The organism is Pseudomonas sp. AL 58 (assembly GCF_036348395.1).
Classification (GTDB): domain Bacteria; phylum Pseudomonadota; class Gammaproteobacteria; order Pseudomonadales; family Pseudomonadaceae; genus Aquipseudomonas; species Aquipseudomonas defluvii.
In genome coordinates this window covers 104,396-116,716 of record NZ_JAZBQR010000008.1, presented here as the reverse complement: position 1 = coordinate 116,716, position 12,321 = coordinate 104,396, and the positions used below count along the sequence as shown (strand labels likewise).

The window sequence follows — 12,321 nt, the reverse complement described above, 5'->3', positions numbered from 1 at the left end:
CGTTCACACTTTGGCTCATTTATTCAGCATTGGGTAGGTGAACAAACTGAAATGCAGCAGGTTCAGGGTGAAGTGGCTGACAACTGCTGCCAGCAGCCCGCCATGGCGGTAAACCAGGCCGTAACCTGCGCCTGCAATGCTTGCCAGTACCACCCATTGCCAACCGCCACCGAGGTGGGCCAGGCCGAATACGCCTGCGGCCAATAGCAGCGCCAGGCGCTGGCCATACTCACGGTACCTGAGCAGGTGTTGCAGGCCACCCTGAATGTACCCGCGAAACAGCACTTCTTCGGTCACGCTCACCAGCAGCAGGTTGTTGGCCAGCCATAGCCAGCCCTGTGTTGGCCATTTCGGTGCCCAGGCGACCATGCCGAGCAATTGTGCACTGCCCAGGCAGGCCATAGCGATCATGGCGGTCATGGTTGCAATCATGGGGACGCTGGTGGAGGTGTTGCGTGTGCCGGCCAGCATCCACGGGCAAGCCAGCAGTATCCAGAACGCGATCAGCGGCTTATCCAGGTTCAGGTACATCGAGTAGGGTGCGGCGTCGGTACTGAAGCGTTGCGCGTCGATGACTTTGGCGCTGTTGAAGCCGGGAAGCCAATGCAGGGCCAGCCCCGCCGCGAGCAGCACGAACAACCCATGGCCGCAGGCCTTCAACCAGCTGCTGCGAGGTCGTTGCACAAGCGCTGCCGCACACAGCAGCAGGATTAACCCGGGTAGGGCGGCACGTGTCAGTTGGCCCTGGCTCAGCGCGAAGGCGTAACCGAGGCAGAGCAGGGCAAGGGCAACCCCACGAGGTGATGGCATGTCGATTACCTTACGGTGAAGTCCGCGATGTTGGACTTGAACTGCACGGTAAAAGACACGCCTTTTTACGGGGCAACGACGATGGCCGCAGGGCCATCCATCAGGCCCCCTTGCCGGCGATCAGCTGCCGCAGCACGTAGTGCAGGATGCCGCCTGCCTTGAAGTACTCCACTTCGTTCAGGGTGTCGATGCGGCACAAGACCTCCAGGCTATCCTCGCGACCGTTGTCCCGGGTGATACGCAGGCGCAGCGCCATTCCCGGTGAAAGGGCGGCCCCGCTCAGGCCAAGGATATCGATACGCTCATCCCCCTTGAACGCCAGGGTCTTGCGATTTTGTCCGGGCCTGAATTGCAGGGGCAGTACGCCCATGCCCACCAGGTTGGAGCGGTGGATACGCTCGAAGCTTTCCGCCAGTACTGCTTTCACGCCCAGCAGGTTGGTACCCTTGGCAGCCCAGTCGCGGCTGGACCCGGTGCCATACTCTTGACCAGCGATCACCACCAGTGGCGTGCCGTCGGTGCGGTAGCGCATGGCGGCATCGTAGATCGACAGTTTCTCGCCGCTGGGAATATGCACGGTGTTACCGCCTTCTTCGCCACCGAGCATTTCGTTGCGGATACGGATATTGGCGAAGGTGCCGCGCATCATCACCTCATGGTTGCCGCGACGTGAGCCGTAGGAGTTGAAATCAGGCGGGGCCACGCCCTTGTCGCGCAGGTAGCGCCCGGCCGGGCTGTCAGCCTTGATGTTGCCGGCTGGCGAGATATGGTCGGTGGTCACCGAATCACCCAGCAATGCCAGGATGCGTGCGCCGTGAATGTCTTGAATCTGTGGCAGCGGGCCAGTGATGTCATCGAAGAACGGTGGGTGTTGAATATAGGTCGAGTCGTTCTGCCAGGCGTAGGTGGCAGCCTGCGGTACCTCGATGGCTTGCCATTGGGCGTCTCCTGCAAAGACTTCGGCATACTCTTTATGGAACATCGCCGTATCGACGCTGGCCACGGCCATGGCAATTTCCTTTTGGCTGGGCCAGATGTCGCGCAGGTAGACGGGTTGGCCGTCCCGGCCAGTGCCCAGCGGTTCTTTGCTCAGGTCGATACGTACGCTGCCGGCCAGGGCATAGGCCACCACCAGCGGCGGCGAAGCCAACCAGTTGGTTTTCACCAGAGGGTGCACACGGCCTTCAAAGTTGCGGTTGCCGGAGAGTACCGACGCTACGGTCAGGTCATGCTCGGTGATCGCCTTTTCGACGGGCGCGTCCAGAGGGCCGGAGTTACCGATGCAGGTGGTACAGCCATAGCCCACCAGGTCGAAGCCAAGGTCGTTCAGGTAAGGGGTCAGGCCTGCTGCCTGGTAATAGTCAGTCACCACTTTTGAGCCGGGTGCCAGCGAGCTCTTCACCCAGGGTTTGCGTTGCAAGCCTTTCTCCACGGCTTTTTTGGCCACCAGCCCGGCAGCCATCATTACGCTGGGGTTGGAGGTGTTGGTACAGGAGGTTATGGCGGCGATGACCACCGCCCCCTCTTGCAGAGCCGGATAATCGCTGCCAGTAGTCACCCCGCCATTGCGCGCGCTCGCCTTGGGTTGCAGGCTCATGAAGTCATCGAAGGCTTGGCGGACCTGCGAAAGCGCCACGCGGTCCTGCGGGCGTTTCGGGCCTGCAAGGCTGGCTTCGACGCTGTTCAGGTCCAGTGCCAGGGTGTCGGTAAAGGCGGGCGCGTGGCCGGGCAGGCGCCATAGGCCTTGCGCTTTGCAATAGGCCTCGACCCGTTTCACGGTTGCCTCGGGCCGACCCGACAGGCGCAGGTAATCCAGGGTGATGTCGTCGACCGGGAAGAAGCCGCAGGTGGCACCGTATTCCGGGGCCATGTTGGCGATCGTTGCGCGGTCGGCCAAGGGCAGGTCGGCCAGGCCGTCGCCATAGAACTCAACGAATTTGCCGACCACGCCTTTCTTGCGCAGCATCTGGGTGACGGTCAACACCAGGTCGGTGGCCGTGATGCCCTCGCGCAGTTTGCCGGTCAATTGGAAACCAATCACTTCGGGGATCAGCATGGAAACTGGCTGGCCGAGCATGGCTGCCTCTGCTTCGATGCCGCCCACCCCCCAACCCAGTACGCCCAGGCCGTTGATCATGGTGGTGTGTGAGTCAGTGCCAACCAGTGTGTCGGGAAAGGCGTAGGTACGGCCGTCCTCCTCGCGGGTCCAGACGGTCTGCCCCAGGTACTCGAGGTTGACCTGATGGCAAATGCCGGTACCTGGCGGTACCACACGGAAATTGTCGAACGCGTTTTGCCCCCAGCGCAGAAAGGCATAGCGTTCGCCATTGCGCTGCATTTCGATGTCGACGTTTTCACTGAAAGCCTGCTGGCTGGCGTAGCGGTCGACCATCACTGAGTGGTCGATCACCAGGTCCACCGGTGACAGCGGGTTGATGCGCTGAGGGTCTCCCCCGGCCTTGGCCATGGCAGCGCGCATGGCCGCCAGGTCGACCACCGCGGGTACCCCGGTGAAATCCTGCATCAGTACCCGCGCCGGGCGGTACTGGATTTCGCGGTCGGACCTGCGATTTTCAAGCCATTTGGCCAGGGCATACAGGTCGCTGCCGGTGACCGTCTTGCCATCCTCCCAGCGCAACAGGTTTTCCAGCAGCACCTTGAGCGACAGGGGCAGTGCGCTGAGGTCGCCCAGGCTGCGGGCGGCCTCAGGCAGGCTGTAATAGTGATAGAGGCGGTCGCCTACCGTCAGGGTCTTGAGGGTATTCAGGCTGTCGAGCGAGGGCATGGGTCAACTCCTTCTGGGCCGGTGATCGGCAATCGCCCTGCGGTCGCCGAATTCACCGTCAAGGTGTCGGTCCGCAACGCACGGACCTGGCTGAAGGGTCAGGTTAGACCTGATTGCCGGGCCTGGCTAAATACTGGACCGGCGGGACGTGTCACTGGTTCCTAAACTCCTTTATCATTCGCCGATTTGCCGCCGTTGCGCCGTGCGCTCGGCCAGGGTCTGCTGCGTGTGCTGCCGACCGTCCTGGAGTGATTGATGAATACCCTGTTTATGCATTGCCGACCCGGTTTCGAAGGCGAAGTCTGTTCCGAAATCGCCGAGCATGCCGCACGGCTGAATGTGGCCGGTTATGCCAAGGCCAAACCGCAAAGCGCGTGCGCCGAGTTCATTTGCAACGACGCCGAAGGTGCCGAGCGGTTGATGCGTGAACTGCGCTTCTCGCAGTTGATTTTCCCTCGGCAATGGGCCCGTGGCAGTTTTGTCGAACTGCCTGAAACCGACCGGATCAGCGTGCTGCTGGAGACCCTGGCCGAGTACCCGGTGTGCGGCAGCCTCTGGCTGGAGGTCATGGACAGTAACGACGGCAAGGAACTGTCGACGTTCTGCCGCAAGTTCGAGGGGCCGCTGCGCAAGGCGTTGCTCAACGCTGGCCGGCTGGTGGACGACGCCGCCAAGCCGCGCTTGCTGCTGACCTTTGTCAGTGGCCGGCGGGTGTTTGTCGGGTTGGCAGCGGCGGACAATTCGGCCATGTGGCCGATGGGGATCCCGCGACTGAAATTCCCGCGTGAAGCCCCAAGCCGCTCAACCCTGAAGCTGGAAGAAGCCTGGCACCACTTTATTCCACGCGATCAATGGCCGCAGCGCCTGTCTGAAGACATGACCGGGGTCGACCTGGGTGCCGCACCGGGTGGTTGGACCTATCAACTGGTCAAGCGCGGTATGCTGGTGACGGCTATCGACAATGGGCCAATGGCTGAAAGCTTGATGGACACCGGGCTGGTCCAGCACTTGATGGCCGATGGTTTTACCTACAAGCCCAAGCAGACCGTAGACTGGATGGTCTGTGACATCGTCGAGAAGCCGGCGCGTAGTGCAGCACTGCTGGAAACCTGGCTGGGCGAGGGCCTGTGCCGCGAAGCGGTGGTCAACCTGAAATTGCCGATGAAGCAGCGCTATGCCGAGGTTCGGCGTTTGCTGGAGCGCATCGAAGAAGGCTTCAAGGCGCGCAAGGTCAAGGTATCGATTGGCTGCAAGCAGCTGTATCACGACCGTGAAGAGGTCACCTGCCATCTGCGCCGACTGGATATGAAACCACGTTGAGGCTGTTGCACGTCGCACTGGCCCAGCCAGGCAGTGCAAGACAGCTGTTACCTAGTCTTCGGAGAAAAGCATGACTGACACCGATTCTACCCTGACCGCCGATGCGGTCCTTGATGCCAGTGGTCTGAACTGCCCTGAGCCTGTGATGATGCTGCATCAGTACGTGCGCGATCTTGGCGCGGGTGGCCTGCTCAAGGTCATCGCGACAGACCCTTCGACTCGTCGCGATATTCCCAAGTTCTGCGTATTCCTCGGCCATGAACTGGTCGAGCAGCAGGAGCTGTCTGGTACTTACCTGTACTGGATCCGCAAGAAGCTCGATTAAGCCGCTGCCTGCCGGATGCGTTTGCGTGCACTGCGCACCAGGCGCACCGAGAGCATCAATGCGGCGCAGGTCAAGCCGACAATCAGGCCTTCCCAGAGGCCGCTTGGCCCGCTGGCCGTGCCCAGCCAGTCGGTCAGGCCGAGCAGGTAACCCACCGGCAGGCCAATGCCCCAGTACGCGAACAGGGTCAGGATCATGGTGACTCGCGTGTCCTGATAACCACGCAGTGCACCGGCGGCAGTGACCTGGACCGCGTCGGAGAACTGGAACAGCGCCGAGTAGACGATCAGCATCGAGGCAATCTGGATGACTGCGCTGTCGGCGGTGTAGATCGAGGCAATCGGTTCGCGCATCAGCAGCATCAGGCTTGCTGAAAAGCAGGCGTAGGCCAGCGCCGTGGCCATGCCGACGCCCGCAGCAAAACGCGCCTGGCGTGGCTCGCCGGCGCCGATGGCCTGGCCGACCCGCACGGTGACGGCCATGCCCAGCGAGTACGGAATCATGAACACCAGGGAGCTGACGTTGAGGGCAATCTGGTGCCCGGCAACCACAGTTGAGCCGAGGCTGCCGATCAGCAGGGCAATCACGGCAAAGATGCTCGACTCTGCAAATACCGCGATGCCGATTGGTAGGCCGATACTGAGCAGGCGCTTGATCAGGGCCCACTGCGGCCAGTCGAAGCGGGCAAACACCTCACTTGGGCGATAGACCGGCGCCCGGGCGATCCAGACCGCCATGCACAGGGCCATGAACCACATGACGATGCCGCTGGCCCAGCCACAGCCGACACCGCCCATGGCCGGCAGGCCCAGGTGGCCATAGATGAAGATGTAGTTCAACGGGATATTCAGCATGAGCCCGGCAAGCCCCAGTACCATGCTCGGGCGTGTGAGCCCCTGGCCGTCGCTGCTGCAGCGCAACACAAAGTAGATGCCTACGGCCGGCAGGCCGAAAGCGATGCCTTTCAGATAACCCATGCAGGGCGCGATCAACTCCGGGTCGACCTTCATCACGTGCAGGATTGGCTCGGCACTGATCAGCAACAGGCTGGCAGCAATTCCGACCGCCAGTGCCAGCCACAGTGCCTGGCGCACCAACGGACCAATCTCGGCAGGCTGGCCGGCGCCGAAGCGCTGGGCAACCTTGGGCGTGGTCGCCAGCAGAATGCCGGTCATCAATAGAAACACCGGCACCCAGATGGAGTTCCCCAGCGCTACGGCGGCAAGGTCCCGCGGGCCGACCCGTCCGGCCATCACCGCATCGACGAAGCCCATGGCGGTCGTTGCCAGTTGCGCGATGATGATGGGGGTGGCCAGGCGCATCAGGGTGCTCAATTCGGCGCGAACACGAGCGGGGCGGGAGAGCGGGGTGGTGTCGGTGGTCATGAGTGTCACAAGGCAGGTGTCCCCATTGAAGGTGTGGAAAATTGCTTAGTCTAACCGTTGACGGATCGGTCAGGAAATAACCTGTGACTGGATTGGCCGGGGCCGATGCGCCTAAACTGCGCTCCCCGATAGGAGATCGCCATGCTTATTGTTGCCGACGAAAATATTCCGCTGCTCGATGCTTTTTTTGCCGGCTTCGGTGAAATTCGCCGTTACCCGGGGCGAGCCATCGACAGCGCCTGTGTGCGGGACGCCGACGTCCTGCTGGTGCGTTCGGTGACTCAGGTTGATCGGGCCTTGCTGGAAGGCAGCACGGTGCGTTTTGTCGGTACCTGCACCATTGGTACGGACCACCTTGACCTGGACTATTTCGAGCAGGCAGGCATTCGCTGGTCCAGTGCACCCGGTTGCAATGCCCGCGGCGTCGTGGACTATGTACTGGGAAGCCTGCTGACGCTGGGCGAACTGGATGGCGTTGATCTGGCCAAGCGTACCTATGGTGTGGTGGGGGCTGGTGAAGTCGGACGTCGGCTGGTCGAGGTGCTGCGCGGGCTGGGTTGGTCGGTGCTGGTCTGTGATCCGCCACGGCAGGCTCGCGAGGGTGGGGATTATGTCGGCCTGGAGCGTATTCTCGCCGAGTGCGACGTGATCAGCCTGCACACGCCGCTGACCCGTAGCGGTGAGCACGCAACCTGGCATCTGCTCGATCGCGAGCGACTGGCGCGCCTGCGGCCAGGTGCCTGGCTGATCAACGCCAGCCGAGGGCCCGTGGTGGATAACAGTGCCCTGCGTGAGCTGTTGCTCGCCCGTGACGATGTCCAGGCCGTGCTGGATGTCTGGGAAGGCGAACCACAGGTTGATCTGGCACTTGCCGACCTGTGTGTACTGGCCACGCCGCACATTGCGGGCTACAGCCTGGATGGCAAGCAGCGCGGTACCGCGCAGATCTATCAGGCATTCTGCGCCTGGCGAGGCGAGCCCGAGCAGGTGAAACTGGTCGATCTGTTGCCACGGCCATGGCTGGCGCAACTTAGCCTTGAAGCCGAAACCGATCCGGCCTGGGCCTTGGCCACGCTGTGCCGAGCCGTGTATGACCCGCGCCGTGACGATGCAGATTTTCGCCGTAGCCTTGGCCGTGACCCGGGTAAGCAGCGAGCAGCCTTCGACCTCTTGCGCAAGCAGTACCCGGCGCGTCGTGAAATCGAAGGCCTTGCCGTAAAGGTCAATGGCGAATCGCCAGCCTTGCGGCAGATGATCGCTGCACTGGGGGCTGTGCAGGTCTGAACGGCAGGCAATAAAAACCCGGCGCTGGCGCCGGGTTCAGGAAGTCGGTACCGATCAGGCTTTTTTGGCGGTTTTTTCCCGGCTCTTTTCCAGGTCCTGGCAAGCCTTCTGGATCATCTGTTCGGTGATCGGGATTTCACGACCCTGAGCATCAATGATCGCGCCGCAGGCCGGGTTGGCGTGGGGCGACGCTTGTTGCGATGTGCTGCTGTTCTGCAAGCTCATATCCTGTCTCCTCATCAGGTTGCAAGCTCAGCCTAGATAGGCGCGATGACCGCCTTGTGACAAGGTCCTTCGCGAGTCGCCGCGCATGTGCCAAGTCCACCAGAAAGCCATACAAACTGCCAGTAGCACTTTAGAACGAAATCTACTAGGCACTGCTGGGATGCGGCTTAAGTGCTGTGCTCATGCTGCTGCTCGGGTGTAGGCTGCTGCAAATCGACTGAAAGTGGCATTGTCATGATCCTCCGTGTGTCTTCCCGGCAACGCCAGGCCATTCAACTGGCATGGCGTTTTATCCGCCCGTATCGAAAACAGGCAATCGCCGCGCTGGTCGCGCTAGTGCTGACGGCGGCGATTACCCTGTCGATGGGGCAGGGGATTCGCTTGATGGTTGACCAGGGCTTCATGACGCAGTCGCCAACACTGCTGAATCAGTCTATCGGGTTGTTCTTGTTGCTGGTGCTGGCCCTTGCGGTTGGCACCTTTACGCGCTTCTACCTGGTGTCGTGGATCGGTGAGCGTGTTGTTGCTGATATCCGTCAGCAGGTGTTTGATCACCTGGTTTACCTGCACCCCGGTTTTTTCGAGAGCAACCGCAGTTCAGAAATTCAGTCGCGGCTGACCGCCGATACAACGTTGCTGCAATCGGTGATCGGCTCTTCGCTTTCGTTGTTTCTGCGCAATGCCTTGATGGTGGTGGGTGGCGTTGTGCTGCTGTTCGTGACCAACCCGAAGCTGACCAGCATTGTGGTGTTGGCGTTGCCCCTGGTGCTGGTGCCGATTCTGGTTTTCGGTCGGCGGGTGCGTAGCCTGTCGCGTCAGAGCCAGGACCGGGTAGCGGATGTTGGCAGTTATGTGGCCGAAACCCTGGGGCAAATCAAGACCGTGCAGGCCTACAACCATCAGGCCAGCGACCAGCGTCGTTTTGCTGTGACGGTCGAAGCGGCGTTCGACACCGCGCGCAAACGCATTCTGCAGCGCGCCTGGCTGATTACCCTGGTCATTGTGCTGGTGCTCGGTGCAGTGGGGGTGATGCTTTGGGTGGGCGGCATGGACGTGATCGCGGGGCGTATTTCCGGCGGTGAGCTGGCTGCGTTCGTTTTTTACAGCCTGATCGTCGGCAGTGCGTTTGGCACCTTGAGTGAGGTGATCGGTGAGCTTCAGCGTGCTGCGGGCGCGGCGGAACGGATTGCTGAGCTGTTGGCCGCACGCAGTGAGATCGTTTCGCCGGAGCACGGCGTGATGCACTTGCCGGAAAGGGTCAGCGGCCAGTTGGAACTGCGTGAGGTGTGCTTTGCTTATCCGTCGCGACCGAACCCGGCCGCTATTGATCATTTGAGCCTGGTGGTGGCGCCCGGCGAGACCCTGGCGTTGGTCGGGCCGTCGGGTGCTGGTAAATCAACGCTGTTTGATCTGTTGCTGCGCTTTTACGATCCGCAAGCCGGTCAGATCCTGCTCGACGGCCAGCCTGTTGATCGACTGGACCCTCAGGACTTGCGGCGAAACTTCGCGCTGGTCGCACAAAACCCGGCGTTGTTCTACGGCACGGTCGAGGACAATATCCGCTACGGCCGTGCCGATGCCAGCAGCGCCGAGGTCGAGGCCGCTGCACGCAGTGCCTACGCCCATGAGTTCATCCTGCAGTTGCCTCAAGGCTATCAAACCCACCTGGGCGAGTCCGGGCTTGGGCTTTCCGGTGGTCAGCGTCAGCGCTTGGCCATTGCCCGGGCGCTTTTGGTGGATGCGCCGATCCTCTTGCTCGACGAGGCGACCAGTGCGCTGGACGCACAGAGCGAGCACTTGATCCAGCAAGCCTTGCCAGGGTTGATGGCCGGACGAACCACATTGGTGATCGCTCACCGCCTGGCAACCGTGCAGCATGCCGACAGGATCGCTGTCATTGATCAGGGCCGGCTGGTGGCGGTCGGCACTCATCGGCAGTTGATTGCCGAAAGCCCGCTGTATGCCCGGCTGGCGGCGTTGCAGTTCAGTGCTGCAGATACGCCACATGAAGCCGATAACAAGGTGTAAGTCCGGTCTTTACATTTTTATGACAGCCTCAATACCGCCTGTCACATTTCTGTAGTAATCCCCTGAGACTATCGTAACCCGTTGTTGCGTAGCACTTGAATGCTTGCCGGCCGTCACGGATGACCGTTTTTTTTGCTGATGCTGGCTGCTTGCCAAGGGAGATAAGGATGTCTCCGCGTCTTGCATTGGTACACACACCTCTACCTTGTTGTGAGACCCTGCCCGATGTTCCTGCGTAAATCTCTACGGATGCAAATCCTCGCTCTGCTTGGCGGAAGCGTGTTGGCAATGCTGCTGATTGCTCTGGTCTGCTTCCAGTTTCTCTCTGCCAGCGTGCGTGGATATGGTGAGTTGGTCGATGGGCCGCTGCAGGCCTCGCAGCTGATCGATGAGGCCAACTTGCAATTCAAGGTCCAGGTTCAGGAGTGGAAAAATGTCCTGCTGCGTGGCAAGCAACCTGCGGAACTGGACAAGTACTGGCAGCAGTTCCAGGCACGCGAGCAGCAAGTGCAGGGCATTCTTGCGCAATTGATCAACAGCAACGCACAAGAATCTCAGCTCCAGGCGCGCCTCGTGCAACTCAAGGACAGCCATCGTCAACTGGGTGCGGCCTACGCCAAAGGCCGCGAAGCCTTTTTGGCAGCAGGCGGTGATCCTGTTGCAGGCGATCAGGCGGTAAAGGGTGTCGACCGGGCAACCAGTGAGCAGATGAGTGAGTTGGTCAGCCAGTTGCGCGCTGATGCCAAGGCGCGCGCTACACACATCAGTGAAGCGGCGCAGCGCACGGTCTGGCTGGGGTTGTTGATCATGTTCGGCTCGGCTGTGCTCGTGGGGCTGCTTAGCGTGTCGCTGGTCAACCGCAACATTGTCGAGCCAATCCGCAAGCTGATCGAGTATGTGGCGAACCTCAGTCATGGCCGTTTCGATGCGCGTGTTGCCAGTGACCGTCAGGATGAGCTTGGGCGCCTGGCGTTAGCTGCCAATACCTTGCGTGACTTCCTTGCCGATACCTTTGGGCGTCTGCAGAGCAACGCGGTAGACCTTGAGTCGGCCAGCGGCGAGTTGCGGACCATCGCCGGCGGCATGGCTCGTGGCACGGATGACCAGTTTCAGCGCACCGATCAGGTCGCGACGGCCATGCATGAAATGTCTGCTACGGCGCAGGAGGTCGCACGCCATGCAGCTGAAGCGGCGCGTGCCGCCGACGAGGCAGATCACAATGCCCAGGCAGGCGAGCAGGTGATGCAGGCGACGATCGATACGATTGCCGCTGTTAATCAGGAAATTGTCGGTACCGCAGGCGTTATTCGCAATCTGGAGCACGACAGTGCGCGGATTGGCAAAGTGCTGGAGGTCATTCACGGTATCGCCGAGCAGACTAACCTGCTGGCACTCAACGCGGCCATTGAGGCAGCGCGTGCCGGCGAAGCGGGCCGTGGTTTTGCGGTCGTTGCCGATGAAGTGCGCAGCCTGGCTCAGCGCACCGGCGCGTCGATTGCCGAGATCAATCAGATCATCAGCGCTGTACAGTCGGGTGCCATGGAGGCGGTCAAGGCCATTGAGAGCGGTCAGGTGCGCAGTGAGGAGGGGGCCGCGCAAGTTCAACGTGCGGGGCAAATGCTTCAGCGCATCACCTTGGCGGTGGAAGCGATCCGCGACATGAACCGGCAGATCGCCACGGCTGCGGAGGAGCAGACCAGCGTGGCCGATGATATCTCGCGCAACCTGGTGGAAATCACGCGGATTGCGACCGCCAACCAGGAAGCGGTGGAACATACCGAGCAGGCCGGTGGTCGCCTGCACGAGCTGTCCGGGCAACTGGGCGCCGTTACCGCTCGCCTCAGCGCCTGATCGCCACAGGCGGGGGAAATCCGCCACTTGCCAGCCGCTGAGGCGTGGCAATGTGGCGGTTTTTCGCCATGAAAACCGCTAAATATGCGCGGGCTGACACGTTTTAGCCATTGGCCGTTGGTGTAAGTGCAGTTGGCCCGCTTCCTGCTTTAAGGCGGCGTTGGCTTAGGCCATGCAAGCACCCGGCGGTTGCCGCTTCAGATGACCGCACGGCGTGACGACTGTTCCCCGATCCATCGAACAACCCCAGCCGCCAGCCATCGCGCCGGTGTCCAGGCCTGCTGCCTGAGTACCGGGTCGCCCTCTGC

At 61.3% G+C, this 12,321-nt stretch carries 9 protein-coding genes and 1 pseudogene; 6 read left to right on the top strand and 4 right to left on the bottom strand.

The window, feature by feature from the left end; all coding sequences use genetic code 11:
- Positions 1-15 precede the first annotated feature (15 nt).
- Entirely contained in the window at positions 16-810 is a 795-nt protein-coding gene (locus UIA24_RS12105) for a CPBP family intramembrane glutamic endopeptidase (protein ID WP_330522937.1), read from the bottom strand.
- A 100-nt stretch (positions 811-910) separates the two neighbouring features.
- A complete protein-coding gene (gene acnA / locus UIA24_RS12100) occupies positions 911-3,595 on the bottom strand; it encodes an aconitate hydratase AcnA (protein ID WP_330522936.1) in 2,685 nt (894 codons plus the stop codon).
- 255 nt (positions 3,596-3,850) lie between these two features.
- Here acnA and rlmM point away from each other — a divergent pair, with 255 nt between their 5' ends.
- On the top strand, positions 3,851-4,915 hold the full coding sequence (gene rlmM / locus UIA24_RS12095) for a 23S rRNA (cytidine(2498)-2'-O)-methyltransferase RlmM (protein ID WP_065758432.1): 1,065 nt from the start codon (positions 3,851-3,853) through the stop codon (positions 4,913-4,915).
- 70 nt (positions 4,916-4,985) lie between these two features.
- The gene (gene tusA / locus UIA24_RS12090; RefSeq protein ID WP_065758433.1) at positions 4,986-5,240 is read left to right on the top strand and encodes a sulfurtransferase TusA; all 255 of its coding nucleotides are present in this window, start codon (positions 4,986-4,988) and stop codon (positions 5,238-5,240) included.
- Here the strand turns inward: tusA and UIA24_RS12085 are convergent.
- On the bottom strand, positions 5,237-6,625 hold the full coding sequence (locus UIA24_RS12085) for an MATE family efflux transporter (RefSeq protein ID WP_330522935.1): 1,389 nt from the start codon (positions 6,623-6,625) through the stop codon (positions 5,237-5,239). The two genes, tusA and UIA24_RS12085, sit on opposite strands and share 4 nt — an antisense overlap.
- A 141-nt stretch (positions 6,626-6,766) precedes the next feature.
- Between UIA24_RS12085 and pdxB the strand changes: the two genes are divergently transcribed.
- Positions 6,767-7,909 (top strand): 4-phosphoerythronate dehydrogenase PdxB, encoded by a 1,143-nt coding sequence (pdxB, locus tag UIA24_RS12080; protein ID WP_330522934.1) that lies wholly within the window; start codon positions 6,767-6,769, stop codon positions 7,907-7,909.
- A 54-nt stretch (positions 7,910-7,963) separates the two neighbouring features.
- Here the strand turns inward: pdxB and UIA24_RS12075 are convergent, their stop codons facing one another.
- Positions 7,964-8,134 (bottom strand): PA1571 family protein, encoded by a 171-nt coding sequence (locus tag UIA24_RS12075; RefSeq protein WP_176717399.1) that lies wholly within the window; start codon positions 8,132-8,134, stop codon positions 7,964-7,966.
- Positions 8,135-8,368: 234 nt separating this feature from the next.
- On the opposite strand from UIA24_RS12075, the gene UIA24_RS12070 reads away from it, so the two are divergent.
- The 3 genes and pseudogenes from UIA24_RS12070 to UIA24_RS23315 all read left to right on the top strand — a co-directional run bounded on the left by UIA24_RS12070 (position 8,369) and on the right by UIA24_RS23315 (position 12,013).
- Positions 8,369-10,162 (top strand): ABC transporter transmembrane domain-containing protein, encoded by a 1,794-nt coding sequence (locus UIA24_RS12070; RefSeq protein WP_330522933.1) that lies wholly within the window; start codon positions 8,369-8,371, stop codon positions 10,160-10,162.
- Positions 10,163-10,387: 225 nt separating this feature from the next.
- Positions 10,388-11,128: pseudogene (locus UIA24_RS23320) on the top strand (HAMP domain-containing protein); the annotation flags it as partial.
- Between the two features lie 117 nt (positions 11,129-11,245).
- Positions 11,246-12,013 (top strand): methyl-accepting chemotaxis protein, encoded by a 768-nt coding sequence (locus tag UIA24_RS23315; RefSeq protein WP_371917179.1) that lies wholly within the window; start codon positions 11,246-11,248, stop codon positions 12,011-12,013.
- Positions 12,014-12,321 lie beyond the last annotated feature (308 nt).